General features: G+C 68.2%; 14 protein-coding genes. All 14 read right to left on the reverse strand.

Translation table 11 applies throughout. The features are described 5' to 3' along the window. Positions 1-149: 149 nt before the first annotated feature. Entirely contained in the window at positions 150-1,595 is a 1,446-nt protein-coding gene (pyk, locus tag E3T23_RS12170) for a pyruvate kinase (protein ID WP_134370701.1), read from the reverse strand. 109 nt (positions 1,596-1,704) lie between these two features. Next, positions 1,705-3,162: a glutamate synthase subunit beta gene (locus tag E3T23_RS12175; protein ID WP_134370702.1), complete on the reverse strand. Its 1,458-nt coding sequence runs from the start codon at positions 3,160-3,162 to the stop codon at positions 1,705-1,707. After that, positions 3,155-7,732 carry a glutamate synthase large subunit gene (gltB, locus tag E3T23_RS12180; protein WP_134370703.1) on the reverse strand — a complete coding sequence of 1,526 codons (4,578 nt, stop codon included), beginning with the start codon at positions 7,730-7,732 and terminating at the stop codon, positions 3,155-3,157. The genes E3T23_RS12175 and gltB overlap by 8 nt, the downstream gene beginning before the upstream one ends. 123 nt (positions 7,733-7,855) lie before the next feature. Continuing rightward, a complete protein-coding gene (gene lgt / locus E3T23_RS12185; protein ID WP_134370802.1) occupies positions 7,856-8,851 on the reverse strand; it encodes a prolipoprotein diacylglyceryl transferase in 996 nt (331 codons plus the stop codon). A gap of 57 nt (positions 8,852-8,908) precedes the next feature. Continuing rightward, positions 8,909-9,745 (reverse strand): tryptophan synthase subunit alpha, encoded by an 837-nt coding sequence (trpA, locus tag E3T23_RS12190; protein WP_134370704.1) that lies wholly within the window; start codon positions 9,743-9,745, stop codon positions 8,909-8,911. Further along, the gene (trpB, locus tag E3T23_RS12195; RefSeq protein WP_134370705.1) at positions 9,742-10,959 is read right to left on the reverse strand and encodes a tryptophan synthase subunit beta; all 1,218 of its coding nucleotides are present in this window, start codon (positions 10,957-10,959) and stop codon (positions 9,742-9,744) included. Before trpB ends, trpA begins: the two co-directional genes overlap by 4 nt. Next, on the reverse strand, positions 10,960-11,730 hold the full coding sequence (gene trpC / locus E3T23_RS12200) for an indole-3-glycerol phosphate synthase TrpC (RefSeq protein ID WP_134370706.1): 771 nt from the start codon (positions 11,728-11,730) through the stop codon (positions 10,960-10,962). It lies immediately after the preceding gene. A 4-nt stretch (positions 11,731-11,734) separates the two neighbouring features. Further along, on the reverse strand, positions 11,735-11,959 hold the full coding sequence (locus E3T23_RS12205) for a DUF6704 family protein (protein ID WP_134370707.1): 225 nt from the start codon (positions 11,957-11,959) through the stop codon (positions 11,735-11,737). Between the two features lie 102 nt (positions 11,960-12,061). After that, on the reverse strand, positions 12,062-12,727 hold the full coding sequence (locus tag E3T23_RS12210) for a Trp biosynthesis-associated membrane protein (protein WP_134370708.1): 666 nt from the start codon (positions 12,725-12,727) through the stop codon (positions 12,062-12,064). Beyond that, positions 12,728-14,266, reverse strand: a complete 1,539-nt coding sequence (locus E3T23_RS12215) for an anthranilate synthase component I (protein ID WP_134370709.1) — start codon at positions 14,264-14,266, stop codon at positions 12,728-12,730. A gap of 2 nt (positions 14,267-14,268) precedes the next feature. Beyond that, the gene (gene hisI, locus E3T23_RS12220; protein WP_134370710.1) at positions 14,269-14,688 is read right to left on the reverse strand and encodes a phosphoribosyl-AMP cyclohydrolase; all 420 of its coding nucleotides are present in this window, start codon (positions 14,686-14,688) and stop codon (positions 14,269-14,271) included. 37 nt (positions 14,689-14,725) lie between these two features. Further along, positions 14,726-15,487 carry an imidazole glycerol phosphate synthase subunit HisF gene (gene hisF / locus E3T23_RS12225; RefSeq protein ID WP_134370711.1) on the reverse strand — a complete coding sequence of 254 codons (762 nt, stop codon included), beginning with the start codon at positions 15,485-15,487 and terminating at the stop codon, positions 14,726-14,728. Between the two features lie 52 nt (positions 15,488-15,539). Next, complete coding sequence (hisG, locus tag E3T23_RS12230; protein WP_134370712.1) at positions 15,540-16,379, reverse strand: ATP phosphoribosyltransferase; 840 nt, start codon at positions 16,377-16,379, stop codon at positions 15,540-15,542. A gap of 78 nt (positions 16,380-16,457) precedes the next feature. Further along, positions 16,458-16,721 carry a phosphoribosyl-ATP diphosphatase gene (locus E3T23_RS12235; protein ID WP_134363662.1) on the reverse strand — a complete coding sequence of 88 codons (264 nt, stop codon included), beginning with the start codon at positions 16,719-16,721 and terminating at the stop codon, positions 16,458-16,460. Between the last annotated feature and the right edge of the window lie 11 nt (positions 16,722-16,732).

The raw sequence follows: 16,732 nt of genomic DNA on the forward strand, positions 1-16,732 counted from the left end.
CAGGAGTGTTCACGCGCACAGCCTCATGGGCGACACTGAAGGGGAACAGGGTGTCGCCCGGAGGCGGTGGGTGCAGCACGAAACTTGCGGCACGAGGAAGCCCCGCCACCCGAAACCGGGAGGCGGGGCTTATTTTCGTTCAGGCGGCGCTAGCTCTTCGCGTAGGCCGGGTGAACTTCATTGTGCGCATCGCCGACGCGGTGAACACGGATGTCGTTCGTGGAACCCGCGATTCCGGGAGGGGAACCGCTGATGACGACGACCTTGTCACCGAGCTGGGCCAGGCCCTGGCCGAGCAGGATGTCATCGACCTGACCGAACATGGCGTCCGTGTGGGTGACGCGGTCCACCAGGTAGGTCTGGATGCCCCAGGTGAGGGCCAGGCGACGACGGATGCCGGGCTCCGGGGTGAAGGCCATCATGGGGATCTTCGAACGCAGACGGGACATCCGCCGTGCCGAGTCACCGGACTCGGTGAAGATGCACAGGAACTTCGCTTCGACGAACTCGGCGACCTCGATGGCGGCGAGGGTGATCGCACCACCCTGGGTGCGGGGCTTGTTCGTCAGCGGAACGATGCGCTCCAGACCGTGGTCCTCGGTCGACGCGACGATGCGCGCCATCGTCTGGACCGTGACGACGGGGTATTCACCGACGCTGGTCTCACCGCTGAGCATGACCGCATCGGCGCCGTCGAGTACGGCGTTGGCGACGTCAGACGTCTCCGCGCGCGTCGGCACCGGGCTGTGGATCATGGACTCGAGCATCTGCGTCGCCACAATGACCGGCTTGGCCATGCGGCGAGCCAGCTCGACCGCGTGCTTCTGAACGATCGGGACGGCCTCGAGCGGCAGCTCGACGCCGAGGTCGCCTCGGGCGACCATGATGGCGTCGAACGCGTCGACGATGCCTTCGAGGTTCTCCACGGCCTGCGGCTTCTCGATCTTCGCGATCACGGGAACGCGACGGCCTTCTTCAGCCATGATCTCGTGCACGCGGGTGATGTCGGCGGCGTCGCGAACGAACGACAGCGCGATCAGGTCCGTGCCGAGGCGGAGGCCCCAGCGCAGGTCGGCCTCGTCCTTTTCGGACAGGGCCGGCACGTTGACCGCTACACCGGGCAGGTTGATGCCCTTGTTGTTCGAGACAGGGCCGGCGACGATGACCGTGGTCGTCACGACGGTGTCGTTCGTGGCGACCACCTCGACCTTGACCTTGCCGTCGTCGATCAGCAGGAAGTCGCCCGGCTTGACGTCCTGGGGCAAACCCTTGTACGTGGTGCCGGAGAGTTCCTTGGTGCCCAGGATTTCTTCCGTGGTGATCTTAAAGATGTCTCCGACGGCCAGTTCGTAAGGGCCGCCCTCGAACTTTCCGAGTCGGATCTTCGGCCCCTGCAGGTCGACCATGACAGCGACGGCGCGACCGGAGTCGTTGGCGGCCTTGCGCACATTCGCATAAACACCCTCGTGGACTTGATAGTCCCCGTGGCTGAGGTTCATCCGGCAGACGTCGACTCCGGCATCGATGATGGCTCGAATCTGGTCGTAACTAGACGCTGCCGGCCCGAGGGTGGCAACAATTTTGGCGCGTCTCATACTGAAATTCTCCGGTTTCCGCGCTTCTTTGGCGCATGTTTTCTGTTGTGGGGTGGGAGACCACGGGGTGGTGGATCTCTTGGAATCGAATCACTGGATCAGTGACCAATCAGAGTGCGAAGGCGTGGTCGGTCGGTTTGACCGGGGCAGGCAGTTGCGTCTCGCCTTCGAGGAATTTGTCGACGGCCGCCGCGGCAGCCCGGCCTTCGGCGATGGCCCAGACGATGAGTGACTGGCCGCGACCGGCATCACCGGCTACGAATACGCCTTCATGGCTGGTTTGGTAGTTATCGTCGCGTTCGACATTACTCCGCCCATCGACCGGTACGTGTAGTTGGTCGGTCAGCTCGCGTGATTCGGGGCCGGAGAACCCCATGGCCAGGAGCACCAGATCCGCGGGGATCTCTCGCTCCGTTCCGGCCTTGGGCACGCGACGTCCGTCCAGGAACTCGGTCTCAGCAACGCGGATGGCGCGCACCTCGCCGACCTCGTTGGCCAGGAACTCCACCGTCGACACCAGGAACTCCCGGTTGCCGCCCTCTTCGTGGGCGCTCGACACCTCGAAGAGCGTCGGCGACAGCGGCCAGGGCTGGTGCTCCGGTCGGTCCCGGCCCGGCTGGCGACCGATGGCGAGGTTGGTGACGGATGCCGCGGACTGACGGTGCGCCGTGCCGATGCAGTCCGCGCCGGTGTCGCCGCCGCCGAGGACGACCACGTGCTTGCCCTCCGCGGTGATCTGCTGATCGACCGTGTCGCCGGCGCCGACCCGGTTCTGCTGCACCAGGTATTCCATGGCAAAGTGCACGCCGGGCAGGTCGCGCCCGGGGATCGGCAGGTCGCGGGGCACCATCGCACCGGTGGCGACCACCACGGCGTCATAGCGGGCCCGGAGTTCGTCCCAGCCGATGTCGACTCCGATGGTGACCCCGGCGCGGAAGCGGGTGCCCTCCGCGGTCATCTGGGCCAGACGGGTTTCGAGGTGCTTCTTCTCCATTTTGAAGTCCGGGATGCCGTAGCGCAGCAGCCCGCCGATGCGGTCGTCTCGTTCGAAGACCGCGACCGTGTGGCCGGCCCGCGTGAGCTGCTGGGCGGCCGCGAGGCCGGCCGGACCGGAGCCGACGACGGCGACCGTCTTGCCGGTGAGGCGTCCCGGCGGCTGGGGCTGCACCCATCCGTTGGCGAACGCCTGGTCGATGATGGAGACCTCGACCTGCTTGATGGTGACCGGCGGCTGGCTGATGCCGAGCACGCAGGCCGCCTCGCAGGGCGCCGGGCAGAGGCGCCCGGTGAACTCCGGGAAGTTGTTCGTCACGTGCAGACGTTCGATGGCCTGCCGGCCCTCGTCGCGCCAGGTGAGGTCGTTCCACTCCGGGATGATGTTGCCGAGGGGGCAGCCCTGCTGGCAGAAGGGCACGCCGCAGTCCATGCAGCGACCGGCCTGGCGTTTCAGCTGCGTGGCGTCGCCCTGCTCATAGACCTCTTTCCAGTCCATGAGTCGAACGGCGACAGGACGCCGTGCCGGGAGCTCCCGGTCCGTGGTCTTGAGGAATCCCTTCGGATCAGCCATTGGTTGCCTCCAGAATGCGGTTCCAGACGACGACGCCATCGGGGTCGAGACCCTCGGTGACAGCGGTCTGCCTGGTGGCCAGGACGGCCGCGTAGTCGCGCGGCAGCACCTTGACGAAAGTGGACATGGTGGTCTCGAAATCGGCCAGCAACCGGGCCGCCAGCGCGGACTCGGTCTGGTCGTGATGCTGTTCGAGCAGGTCGAGCACGATCTCACGGTCCGCGCCGCCGAGGGGCAGAAGCGTGAGCTCGCCGGAGTCGAGGGCCTGCCGGTTGACGTTCTCGGTGCGGAGACCGTAGACGTAGGCGGTTCCGCCGGACATGCCGGCCCCGAGGTTGCGTCCGGTCTCGCCGAGGATGACAGCCAGTCCCCCGGTCATGTATTCGAGGGCGTGGTCGCCGACGCCTTCGACCACGGCGGTGGCGCCGGAGTTGCGCACCAGGAAGCGTTCGCCCACGATTCCGCGGATGAACATGCTGCCCTGGGTCGCGCCGTAGCCGATGACGTTGCCGGCGATCACGTTCTGCTCGGCCGGGAACAGGCTGCCCCGGTCGGGTCGAACGGTGATCTGGCCTCCGGAGAGGCCCTTGCCGACGTAATCGTTGGAGTCACCCTCGAGCCGCAGGGTGACGCCGTTCGGCAGGAACGCGCCGAAGGACTGGCCGGCGCTGCCGGTGAGGGTGACGTCGATGGAGCCGGACGGCAGACCGTTCTCCCCGTGGCGCACGGTGACCTGGTGGCCGAGCATGGTGCCGACGGCGCGCTCGGTGTTGCGGATGGGCATGGTGATCGAGACCCGCCCACCGTGTTCGAGCACGCTGGCACTCCGCCGGATCAGTTCGTTGTCGAAGTGGAGCTCGAGTTCGTGCTCCTGCGCCCGACCGGACTGCCGGGGCTCCCCCGCGGAGAAGTCCGGACCGACCAGGATGGGCGACAGGTCGAGCCCGGCGGCCTTCCAGTGGGTGAGAGCCCCGTTGACGTCGAGCACCTCGCGGTGGCCGATGGCCTCGTCGAGGCTGCGGAAACCGAGTTCGGCGAGGTACTCGCGCACCTCCTGGGCGATGAACTCGAAGAAGTTGACAACGTGCTCGGCCTTGCCGGTGAAACGTTTGCGCAACTCCGGGTTCTGGGTGGCCACCCCGACGGGGCAGGTGTCCAGGTGGCAGACGCGCATCATGACGCAACCCTCCACGATCAGCGGCGCGGTGGCGAAGCCGAACTCTTCGGCGCCCAGCAGCGCGCCGATGATGACATCGCGGCCGGTCTTCAACTGGCCGTCGACCTGCAGCACGACACGGTCGCGCATCCCGTTGAGCATCAGGGTCTGCTGGGTTTCGGCGAGGCCGAGTTCCCAGGGTGTTCCCGCGTGCTTGAGGGAGTTGAGCGGGCTCGCGCCGGTGCCGCCGTCATGGCCGGAGATGAGGATGACGTCGGAGAGGGCCTTGGCCACGCCGGCGGCAACCGCGCCGATGCCGGACTGGCTGACCAGTTTGGTGTGGATGCGCGCATCCGGGTTCGCCCGCTTCAGGTCGAAGATCAGCTGTTTGAGGTCTTCGATCGAGTAGATGTCGTGGTGCGGGGGCGGCGAGATCAGGCCGACGCCGGCGGTTGCGTGCCGGGTGCGCGCGATCCACGGGTAGACCTTCGTGGGCGGCAGCTGGCCCCCCTCGCCGGGCTTGGCACCCTGCGCCAGTTTGATCTGGATGTCGTCAGCGTGGGACAGGTACATGCTGGTGACACCGAACCGACCGGACGCCACCTGCTTGACGGCGCTGCGTCGCTCCGGGTCGAGCAGACGGTCGAGGTCCTCCCCGCCCTCGCCGGTGTTGGATTTGCCGCCGAGGCGGTTCATCGCGATGGCGAGGGTTTCGTGCGCCTCCGCGGAGATCGAGCCGTAGCTCATCGCCCCGGTCGCAAAACGTTTCACGATCGAGGAGACCGGTTCCACCTCGTCCAGAGGCACGGGGTGGCGCTTGCCGGTGGTGAAGGTGAACATGCCGCGCAGCGTCATCAGGCTGGACGCCTGGTCGTCGACGAGTTTCGTGTACTCACGGAAGATGTCGTAGCGGCGCGTGCGGGTGGAGTGCTGCAACCGGAAGATGGTGTCCGGGTTGAACAGGTGCGGGGACCCGTCGCGGCGCCACTGGTACTCGCCGCCGGTGGTGAGGCGTTCGTGCGCGGTGACCGCGGCGTCCTCGGGGTAGGCGGCCCGGTGCCGAGCCTCGTTCTCGGCCGCGACGACCTCGATGCCGATGCCGCCGAGCTTGCTGGTGGTGCCGGTGAAGTACTGGTCGACGAAGTCCTGGCTCAGGCCCACGGCCTCGAAGGTCTGCGCGCCCGCGTACGAGGAGACGGTCGAGATGCCCATCTTGGACATGATCTTGAGCACCCCCTTGCCGAGGGCCTTGATCACGTTGCGCACGGCCTGTTCGGGCGTCCCGGTCGTGATGTAGCCGCTGCGCACCAGGTCTTCGCACGTTTCCATCGCGAGGTACGGGTTGACGGCGGACGCGCCGTAGCCGATCAGAAGCGCGACGTGGTGCACTTCGCGCACGTCACCCGCCTCGACCACGATGCCCACCTTCATCCGGTTCTGCGTGCGGATCAGGTGATGGTGCACCGCGGCGATCATCAGCAGCGACGGGATCGGGGCGAGGTCCTTGTTGGAGTCCCGGTCGGAGAGGACGAGGAACATGGCACCGTCGGCGATGGCCGCGTCGGCCTCGGCGCACATCGCCTGGATGCGTGCCGCGAGGGCGTCCGGCCCGTCTTCGATCCGGTAGAGTCCGCGGATGGTCGTGGTGGTGCGGCTGCCCGGCGCGGTGTCGATGTGCTGGATCTTGGCCAGCTCGTCGTTGTCGATCACGGGGAAGTCGAGCACGACCTGACGGGCGTGCTCGGGGCCCACCGACAGGAGGTTGCGCTCCGGGCCGAGTCCGAGCTTGAGGGAGGTGACGACTTCCTCGCGGATCGAGTCGAGCGGCGGGTTCGTCACCTGGGCGAACTGCTGCGTGAAGTAGTCGAACAACAGCCGGGGCCGGTCGCTGAGCACGGCGATGGGGGTGTCGGAGCCCATCGCCCCCAGCGGTTCCCCACCGAGGCGCGCCATCGGCGCGAGCAGGATCCGCACCTCTTCCTCGGTGTAGCCGAAGGTGCGCTGGCGGCGGACGACGGATGCCGGCGGGTGCACGATGTGCTCCCGGTCGGGCAGGTCCTTGAGGTTGATCCGCCCGGCGTCCAGCCAGGTTCCCCACGGTTCACTGGCCGCGAGGTCGGCCTTGATCTCGTCGTCTTCGATCAGACGGCCCGCAACCGTGTCGACCAGGAACATTTTGCCGGGTCGCAGGCGGCCCTTGCGCACCACCCGGCTGGGATCGATGTCGAGCACGCCGATCTCGCTGGCCAGCACGACGAGGCCGTCATCGGTGATGAGGTAGCGGCCGGGTCGCAGCCCGTTGCGGTCGAGGGTGGCGCCGACGAGAGATCCGTCGGTGAAGACGATCGCGGCCGGGCCGTCCCACGGTTCCATCAGCATGGAGTGGTACTCGTAGAACGCGCGGCGCTCCTCGTCGAGGTCGGTCTGGTTCTCCCAGGCTTCCGGAACCATCATCATCACGGCGTGCGGGAGGGAACGGCCGGAAAGGCTGAGCAGCTCCACCACCTCATCGAAGGAGGCCGAGTCGCTGCCGCCGGGGGTGACGATCGGCAGCAGTGGCGCCAGGTCGCCGAGCAACTCGGATTCGAGTTGGGACTGGCGCGCCTGCATCCAGTTGCGGTTGCCCTGCACCGTGTTGATCTCGCCGTTGTGCGCGATCATGCGGAACGGCTGCGCGAGCGGCCAGGACGGGAACGTGTTGGTGGAGTAGCGGGAGTGCACGAGGGCGAGCTTCGAGACAAAGCGCGGGTCGGACAGGTCCGGGTAGAACGGTTCCAACTGGAGCGTCGTCACCATGCCTTTGTAGACCACGGTGCGGCAGGACAGCGACGCGAAGTAGATCGTCAGCTCGCGTTCGGCGCGCTTCCGCAGCCGGACGGCCTGGCGGTCCAGGGCGATGTCTCTGACCGTGTCCCCGGCCTCGGTCGTGCGGGTGCTCCGCACGAACAGCTGCTGGATGGCCGGCATGGCCGCGCGGGCCAGGTTGCCGACCTCCTCGGGGCGCACGGGCACTTCGCGCCAGCCGAGGATGACCAGACCCTCTTCGAGGGCGATCCGATTGATCTGACGCTTGATGTCACTGCGCTTGGTGGGGTCGGTGGGCAGGAATACGTTGCCGACGGCGTAGCGGCCCGCCTCGGGCAGGGCGAAGTCGGTCACCGCCTGCAGGAACTCGTCGGGAACCTGGGTGATGATGCCCGCTCCGTCGCCGGTGCCCGCATCCGAGCCGACCGCGCCGCGGTGCTCGAGGTTGCGGAGCGCGTCGAGGGCGAGAGTGATGATGTCGTGCCCGGCGGTGCCGCGAAGCGTGGCGACCATGGCGAGGCCACAGGCGTCGCGTTCATCGGCCGGGTTGTACAGGCCCTGCGGCTTCGGCACGGCGCTGAAGCGCGAGAAGAGGGGTGTTTGCGGCATTGGACCGTCCTCACGAAAGTAACTGGCGAGTGGGGACGACGCTGGCCCGCTCAGGGAGACATGTGCGCGGCGGCCCGTCATTCCGGGTCACAAGCCGTGGTACAGGTTGAAGGTTACCTGGGCCTAGAGGCGCGAGTTGCTGGTGCTTGTGGCTGCAACGTCGTCTGCTTCAGCGGGACCGACGGCCTCATCACCGTGATCTTCGGGGTCCGAATCAGACTCTTCAGACTCTACCTCAGCGTCGGGGCCCTTCCACTCGCGACCGGGAACATACACGCTCGCGGGCAGTCCCGTGTGGCGTCGGCTCTGCACCGCGATCAGGATGATGCCCAGCAGGATCGCGGCGAGGGCGGCCCAGACGTTGGTGCGGAGGCCGAAGAAGATCTCGCTCGGGTCGACCCGGATGGATTCGAAGAAGCTGCGGCCGAGGCCGTACCAGATCAGGTAGACGCCGAAGGCCTTACCCCAGCGGAGCGCGACCTTGCGTTCGATGGCCAGGATCAAGACGACACCGACCACGTTCCAGATCATCTCGTAGAGAAAGGTGGGGTGGAACAGGGTCTCGGGGGGAAGCCCGATCGGGAGGGCAGGGTTCGCCGCGGAAACCTCGAGGCCCCATGGCAGGTCGGTCGGCAGCCCGAAGAGCTCCTCGTTGAACCAGTTGCCGAGGCGACCCATGGCCTGGGCCACCAGCATCCCGGGTGCCAGGGCGTCTGCGAAGGCCCAGAACCGGATGCCCGACATGCGACAGCCGATGTACGCTCCGACGGCACCGCCCAGAAGCGCTCCGAAGATGGCGTTCCCGCCGTTCCAGATGGCGAACACCTCCAACGGGTCGGCGCCCTCGAAGAAGTAGTCGGAGGGGTGCGTGAGAACGTGGTAGATGCGCGCGCCGACGATGCCCAGCGGAACGGCCCAGAGGATGATGTCGAGCACCACTCCCGGCTCGCCGCCGCGCTTGGTCAGCCGGCGGCTCGTCATGACGGTCGCGGCGATGATCCCGGCCAGAATGCACAGGGCGTAGGCGTGAATGGTGAACGGGCCGAGGGTGAACGAGCTCCATTCGGGGCTCGGGCTCGGGATGCTCAGAGGAAAAGACACCTGGGGACTACCTTTCATCATGGCGTCGGGGAGTGGCCGAGACCGCCTCGGTCAACTTACCCTAGCCAGTGGGAATTAGTTCGCGGGGCGAAGATCCCGGGCGCCGGCGGCGAGGTCGCGGGTGAGGGCGGCGAGAGCCGGCACTCCCCCATCGGACAGGGCCTTGACCAGGGCGGAACCGACGATGGCACCATCGGCGTAGGCAAGGATTTCCCGCACCTGCTCCGGGGTGGAGATTCCGAGTCCCACGCAGGCGCTCGTGGAGCCGACGGCGCGGAGGCGGTCGACGAGCACTCGTGCGGCCGAATCCACGTCGCCGCGGGCGCCGGTGATCCCCATGGTGGAGACCGCGTAGACGAAGCCGCGGCTGGCATCCACTGCCTGGCGCAGCCGATCGTCGGAGGACGACGGAGCGGCGAGGAAGACGCGGTCGAGGCCCGTGCGCGTGCTGGCGCCCACCCAGGCGGCGGCGTCGTCGGGAATGAGGTCGGGAGTGATCAGTCCGGCGCCCCCCGCCGCGAGCAGGTCGTCGGCGAAGCGGTCGACGCCGTACTGCAGAATCGGATTCCAATAGGTCATGACCAGTACGGGCACGTTCACCTGGGCGGTGATGGCCGCGACGGCCTCGATCCCGTGGCGCAGCCGGAAACCGTTGGCCAGTGCCTGCTGGGTGGCCGCCTGGATGACGGGTCCGTCCATCACGGGGTCGGTGTACGGGAGGCCCAACTCGATGATGTCGACGCCGTTGTGCGCGAGCGCCACGGCCGCGTCGATGCTCTCGGACAGGGTCGGGAACCCGACGGGCAGGTAACCGATCAGGGCGCCTCCGCCCTCGGAGCGGCGGCGAATGATGGTCGCCTCGACCGTGCTCGTCGTTCCGGTCGTGGGGCCGTGACCTGCGTCGATATTCATACCTGTTCCGCGCCTTTGTCGAGCAGGTCGAAGTACCGGCCTGCGGTTTCCATGTCCTTGTCGCCGCGCCCGCTGAGGTTCACCAGGATGGTGGCGTCCGGCCCGAGCTGCTTGCCGAGGTCGAGGGTTCCGGCGAGGGCGTGAGCCGACTCGATGGCGGGGATGATGCCTTCGGTGCGGCTGAGCAGCCGGAGGGCGCTCATCGCCTCGTCGTCGGTGACCGGCAGGTACGTGGCCCGGCCGATGCTGGCGAGCCACGCGTGCTCCGGGCCCACACCGGGATAGTCCAGGCCCGCGGAGATCGAGTGCGACTCCACGGTCTGCCCGTCTTCGTCCTGCAGCAGGAAGCTGCGGGCGCCGTGCAGGATGCCGGGGCGCCCCTTGGTGATCGTCGCGGCGTGGCGCAGGGTCTCCGCACCATCGCCGCCGGCCTCGTAGCCGACCAGGGCCACCTCCGGGTCGTCGAGGAACGCGTGGAAGATGCCCATGGCGTTCGAGCCGCCGCCGACGCACGCGGTGACCGCGTCGGGGAGGCGCCCGGTGAGGTCCAGCACCTGCTGGCGGGCCTCTACGCCGATGATCTTCTGGAAGTCGCGCACCATCGCGGGGAACGGATGCGGCCCGGCGACGGTCCCGAAGATGTAGTTGGTGGTCTCGACGTTGGTGACCCAGTCGCGCATGGCCTCATTGATGGCGTCCTTGAGGGTACGGGACCCGGTCTTGACCGGAACGACCTCGGCGCCGAGCAGACGCATCCGGGCCACGTTCAGGGCCTGGCGTTCCGTATCCACCTCGCCCATGTAGACGACGCAGTCGAGCCCGAACAGGGCGGCGGCCGTCGCGGCCGCCACGCCGTGCTGGCCGGCGCCGGTCTCGGCGATGACGCGGGACTTGCCGATGCGCTTGGTGAGCAGTGCCTGACCGAGCACATTGTTGATCTTGTGCGAGCCAGTGTGGTTGAGGTCTTCCCGTTTGAGGATGATTCGGGCACCGCCGGCGTGCGCGGCGAACCGGGGCACCTCCGTGATGATGGACGGACGCCCGGTGTAGCTGTGGTGCAGTTGCATCAGTTCGGCCGCGAAGGCCGGGTCCTGCCGGGCCAGCGCGTACTCGTTGGTCAGCTCGTCCAGGGCAGCCACGAGGGATTCCGGCACGAACCTTCCGCCGAAGTCGCCGAAGTACGGGCCTGTTTCTGTTCTGAGGGACGTAGACATTTAAACCGCCAGGAATTCGGAGAGGGTTCGGATGGGATCGCTCGTGACGAGGGCCTCGCCGACGAGCACGATGTCGGCGCCGTCGGAGCGGTAATGAGCCACGTCGGCGGCGGTTTTGACTGCAGACTCGGCGACGCGGACGACGCCGGAGGGGATGCGGTCGGCGAGCCGGCCGAACAGGTTCTGATCGAGTTGGAACGTGGACAGGTCTCGGGCGTTCACCCCGACGAGGCTTGCGCCGATGGACACGGCCCGGTCGACCTCCTCGGCGCTGTGGGTTTCCACCAGCGCGGTCATGCCGAGCTGGCGCACGAGGTCGTGCAGGGAGACCAGGGTGGCCTGGTCGAGGGCGGCGACGATGAGCAGGACCATATCGGCCCCGGCCGCCCGAGCCTCGAAGACCTGGTAGGGCAGACCGATGAAGTCCTTGCGCAGAACCGGGATGTTCACGGCGGCCCGGACCTGTTCGAGGTCGGCCAGGGTGCCGAGGAACTTGCGGCCCTCCGTGAGGACACTGATCGCGCTGGCGCCGCCGAACTCGTAGGACACGGCCAGGGCCGCCGGGTCGGTGATCGAGGCCAGCGTGCCGCGGGACGGGCTGGCGCGCTTGACCTCTGCGATGATCTTGACCCGGTCCGCGGGAGCGAGCACGGACAGGGCGTCGATCGCGGGTGATTGCGAGGCGGCGGCGGCCTCGACGATGGACAACGGACGTTCGGCCCGACGCTGCTCGGCGTCGGCCACAGCCCCGGCTAGAAGGTCAGACAGCACTCGACTAGTGCTCCTGGTGTGCCGTGTCGGCTACGCCGTAGCCGATCTTGGCGAGGACCCAGCCGACCAGGAGACCGACCACGAGCAGTCCGGCGGAGGCCCAGACGAGCCACGGGATCACGAGGAAGAAGGCCACCGTGCCGATGGCGACGGCGAGAAGCATGATGGTGACGGCGGTCCAGGCCGCGATCGAATGGCCTTCGCCTGGGTCTACCGATTCGAAGCTCATGATTCTCCTTTTTGTGCGTTGACGGGCACGGCAAGTCTAGCGGCCCCCACGGTTCGCCGACCTCCCCGGCCGGTGGGGGGAAACCCGGAACCGGGTCGGGACTCAGCGCGGCGCGGTGGGATCTTCGCCGCGGCTCAGGCCGTCCCAGTCGTCGACGGCGTCGGACGTGGAGCCGGGAGTGGAGCCGGGAGTGGAGGAGTCGGCACCGTCGGGGCCGTGGACAGCCGTCATCTCGCCCGGCTCGGCCGTTTCGAAGCGGACGGCCTGGTACCGTGACGTCGGCCCGGGCCAATGCCTGGCCGTGACGAGGACCCCGACCCCGGCGCCGAACATGACCACGCCGGCGAGCAGCGCGACGAACGGCCACGGCGTCAGGGCGGCCTCGGTGACCGCGTCGACGACCGAGTCGACGCCGGAGATCCCGGTCGCGTCCGTGACCGCGCCGGCACTGGCCGCCGCCGGAGCGGTGATGGCGAGAAAAGCGGAGAGGATCACGGAGAAGCCGAGCAGCACCTCGAGCACACCGAGGACCACCCGGATGACGGGGCCGGCGATGCTGACGGCGCCGGCCAACGCCAGGCCGGCCAGGGCGAGAGCGGTCACGGCCGGGGCGGCCGTGGAGCCGGAAACCTCGAGGCTTTGCCGGGCCGAGCCGGACTGCCCCACGACGGCGTTCACCCAGACCTGGGTCCAGGCCAGCAGGGCGAGGCCGCTGGCCAACAGCATCACAAGGATGTGTCCGAGCTTGAGACGCCGTGCGGACGCCACCTAGCGCACCCGCTTCATGGCGTTCGCGACGGCGACCGCGCGGAGGGGCGCCGCCGCCTTGTTCTGCGACTCCTGATATTCCGAAGCAGGGTCCGAGTCGGCGACGAGTCCGCCACCGGCCTGCACGCGGGCGACGCCGTTCATGATCGTCGCGGTACGGATGGCGATGGCCAGGTCGGCATCCCCGGCGAACCCGAAGTAGCCGACCACTCCCCCGTACACGCCCCGCTGAGCGGGCTCGAGCGCGTCGATGATCTCCAGGGCGCGCGGTTTCGGGGCGCCGGAGAGGGTGCCGGCCGGGAACGTGGCGCGGAAGACGTCGATGGCGGACCGACCGGGCAGCAGGTTGCCCTCCACCGAGGAGACCAGGTGCATGATGTGGCTGAACCGTTCGATCCGCATGAACTCGGTCACCTCGACCGAGCCGGGGGCGCAGACCTTGAGCAGGTCGTTGCGGGCCAGGTCCACGAGCATCAGGTGCTCGGCGCGTTCCTTGGGGTCGCCGGCGAGTTCGGTTTCGAAGTCCGCGTCGGCCTCCGGGGTCGCCCCGCGCGGCTTCGACCCGGCGATCGGATGCGTGAACACGCGGTCGTTCTGAACCTTCACCAGCGCCTCCGGGGAGGAGCCCACGATCCAGTAGGTCTCCTTCTCCGGCGATTCCAGGCTCAGCAGGTACATGTAGGGCGACGGGTTCAGGCTGCGCAGCACCCGGTAGACGTCGATCGGGTCGGCCGTGCACTCCTGGTCGAATCGTTGGGAGATGACCACCTGGAACACGTCGCCGTCGACGATGTGTTCCTTGGCGACGTCGACGGCGGCGAGGAAGTCCTCGCGCCGGGTGCGGTTCGCCGGGGAGGCGGGCTGGCTCAAGTCGACCTCGGCGAGCCAGGCCTCGGAGGGCTCGGCCAGGCGGGTCTGCAGGGCGTCGAGCCGGTCCTGGGCGGCCGCCCAGAGGGCATCCGTTTCGTCGTGGCCGTCGTTGAGCACGTTGGCGATGAGCTGCACGGTGCCGTACTTGTGGTCGATCACGACGAGGTCGGCCGCGAAGCTGAAGGCCTGTCCGGGCACGTCGTAGTCCGCCGGCGGACGGTTCGGCAGCCGCTCGATCTGGCGGATCGCCTCCCAGCCGATGAATCCGACGAGGCCGCCGGTCAGCGGCGGCTGGCCGGGCATCCGCGGGGTTTCCCAGCGCTTGTGGAGGGCCGCGAGGGCCGCCAGCGGGCCGAGGTCCTTGGCGTTGCCCAGGGCGCGCTCGGCCGAGAGTCCGTAGTCGAGCCAGCGGGTCTCGTCGCCCTGCTGGGTGAGCACACCGAACGAGGACACGCCAACGAACGAGAACCGGGACCAGATGCCGCCCTGCTCGGCGGACTCGAGCAGGAAGCTTCCCGGCTGGCCGGCGGCGAGCTTGCGGTAGATGCCCACCGGGGTCTCCCCGTCGGCGAAGAGTTCGCGCACCACCGGGAACACCCGGTGGTTGTCGATCAGTCCCGCGAACTGTTCGGCGGTGGTCGACGCCGACTGGCCGCTGTTCGGTGCCATGGTCAGTCCTCCGGCTCGTCGGTGCGTGGCCCGTCGGGTGCCTGGTCGGGCGCGGACGGGCGGGCGCCGGTCACGATCTCGATGCCGCGACCGTCGAAGCAGGTGCGGGAGCCGGTGTGGCAGGCGGCCCCGACCTGGTCGGCTTGCACCAGGAGGGTGTCCGCGTCGCAGTCGAGCGCGGCGGACTTCACGTACTGGCCGTGCCCGGAGGTGTCCCCCTTGCGCCAGAATTCCTGGCGGCTGCGCGACCAGAACGTCACCCGCCCCTCGGTGAGGGTGCGGCGCAGCGCTTCCCGGTTCATCCAGCCGAGCATGAGCACCTCACCGGTGTCCCACTGCTGGATGACTGCCGGCAGCAGGCCGTCGGAGTTGAAGACGGCCCGCGCCAGGGCGTCGTCGGGGGTGGAGAGCACGTCGGTCATGGAAGAGCCGTTTCGGGTCGGGTGAGGCGGGGCGCCATCAGCGCACGGGCAGTCCGGCGCGCCTAAGCTCCGCCTTGACGTCGCCGATGGTCAGCTGGCCGCTGTGGAACACGGATGCCGCGAGCACGGCGTCCGCCCCCGCAGCGATGGCAGGGGGGAAGTCTTCGACCCGGCCCGCGCCGCCGGACGCGATCACCGGCACGCTGCTCAGGCCGCGCATCAGGGCGATGAGTTCGACGTCGAAGCCGGCCTTCGTGCCGTCCGCGTCGATGGAGTTGACGAGCAACTCGCCGACCCCCAGCTCGATGGCCGTGCGCGCCCAGGCGAGGGCGTCGAGGTCCGTTTCGGTGCGGCCGCCGTGGGTGGTGACGACGAAGCCGGACTCGGTGCGCCCGCTGCGCTTGACGTCGAGGGAGAGTACGAGAACCTGGGAACCGAACCGGTCGGCGATCTCGCCGATCAGGGCCGGCCGTCTGATGGCGGCGCTGTTGACGCCCACCTTGTCGGCGCCGCTGGCCTGCAGCCGCGACACGTCCTCGACCGTGCGGATGCCGCCGCCCACCGTGAGCGGGATGAAGACCTGCTCCGCCGTGGCGCGCACGACGTCGTAGGTGGTGGCGCGGTTGTCGACCGTGGCGTTCACATCGAGGAAGGTCAGTTCGTCGGCGCCCTGCTCGTAGTACCGGCGGGCGAGTTCGACCGGGTCGCCGGCGTCACGCAGGTTCTGGAAGTTCACACCCTTGACCACGCGGCCGTCTGCCACGTCGAGGCAGGGAATGACCCGCACCGAAAGACTCACGATTGTGCCTCCATTGTGTGTCCGCGCATCCGTCTGTCGCCGCACCCGCCCATTACAGCCGGGCGTTGTGGATGGAACTGACCAGGATGGCGCGCGCACCGAGCTCGTAGAGGGCGTCCATGACCTGGTTCATGTCGAGGCGCGGGATCATCACGCGCACGGCGACCCATTCCGGGTCGTGCAGGGACGATACGGTGGGCGACTCGATACCCGGCGCCAGCAGGCAGGCGTCGTCGAGAAGCGTCCGCGGGATGTCATAGTCCATCAGCACGTACTGGCGGGCCACGAGCACGCCCTGCAGCCGGCGCAGGAGCGTCGCGATGGCGGGCTTGTCGTTGTCGGAGCTGATCAGCACGGCCGTGGACTGCAGGATGACCGGGCCGAAGATCTCGAGGCCGGCCTTGCGCAGGGTCGACCCGGTGGAGACGACGTCGGCGACGGCATCCGCCACGCCCAGCTGCACGGCGGACTCGACGGCCCCGTCGAGGGTGACCAGGGTCACGCTCACGTCGTGCTCGGCGAGGAAGGCCTCGACCAGTCCGGGGTAGCTCGTGGCGACGCGGAGGCCGGACAGGTCGGCCAGGGCGGTGAACCGGCCGTGCGGGCCGGCGAAGCGGAAGGTGGAGTCGCCGAAGTCGAGGCTGGCGATCTCCTCGGCGGTGGAGCCGGAGTCGAGCAGCAGATCGCGGCCGGTGATCCCCACGTCGAGGGCTCCGGAGCCCACATAGGTCGCGATGTCGCGCGGGCGCAGGTAGAAGAACTCCACGCCGTTGCGGGGGTCGGCGACGACGAGGTCACGCGGGTCGCGACGACCGGTGTAACCGGCCTCGAACAGCATCTGCGCGGCGGTTTCGGACAACGAGCCCTTGTTGGGCACGGCAATTCTCAGCATTTGGGCACTCTCTGCGTCTTCACGTTCTGGCGAACAGGTCTCACGGGGTCAACCGGGTGGAGTCTCTCTGATGACGCGTCACAGATGGCGGTACAGGTCGGCAGGGGTCAGCCCCTTCGCCAGCATCATCACCTGCACGTGGTAGAGCAGCTGGCTCATTTCGGCGGCGGTCTCATCGTCGCTCTGAAACTCGGCGGCCATCCAGACCTCGGCGGCTTCTTCGACGATCTTCTTTCCAATGGCATGCACGCCGGCGTCGAGTTCGCGCACGGTCCCTGAGCCGTCGGGGCGGGTCCGTGCTTTGTCGCTCAGTTCAGCGAACAGTTCGTCAAAAGTCTTCACTCCTCTAGGGT

Source organism: Cryobacterium cheniae (genome assembly GCF_004403395.1).
GTDB classification, from domain to species: Bacteria; Actinomycetota; Actinomycetes; order Actinomycetales; family Microbacteriaceae; genus Cryobacterium; species Cryobacterium cheniae.

Coding starts and splice junctions, on each gene's coding strand:
- pyk (WP_134370701.1), bottom strand. CDS start 1,595: ATGAGACGCGCCAAAATTGTTGCCACCCTCGGGCCGGCAGCGTCTAGT.
- E3T23_RS12175 (WP_134370702.1), bottom strand. CDS start 3,162: ATGGCTGATCCGAAGGGATTCCTCAAGACCACGGACCGGGAGCTCCCG.
- gltB (WP_134370703.1), bottom strand. CDS start 7,732: ATGCCGCAAACACCCCTCTTCTCGCGCTTCAGCGCCGTGCCGAAGCCG.
- lgt (WP_134370802.1), bottom strand. CDS start 8,851: ATGAAAGGTAGTCCCCAGGTGTCTTTTCCTCTGAGCATCCCGAGCCCG.
- trpA (WP_134370704.1), bottom strand. CDS start 9,745: ATGAATATCGACGCAGGTCACGGCCCCACGACCGGAACGACGAGCACG.
- trpB (WP_134370705.1), bottom strand. CDS start 10,959: ATGTCTACGTCCCTCAGAACAGAAACAGGCCCGTACTTCGGCGACTTC.
- E3T23_RS12205 (WP_134370707.1), bottom strand. CDS start 11,959: ATGAGCTTCGAATCGGTAGACCCAGGCGAAGGCCATTCGATCGCGGCC.
- E3T23_RS12215 (WP_134370709.1), bottom strand. CDS start 14,266: ATGGCACCGAACAGCGGCCAGTCGGCGTCGACCACCGCCGAACAGTTC.
- hisI (WP_134370710.1), bottom strand. CDS start 14,688: ATGACCGACGTGCTCTCCACCCCCGACGACGCCCTGGCGCGGGCCGTC.
- hisG (WP_134370712.1), bottom strand. CDS start 16,379: ATGCTGAGAATTGCCGTGCCCAACAAGGGCTCGTTGTCCGAAACCGCC.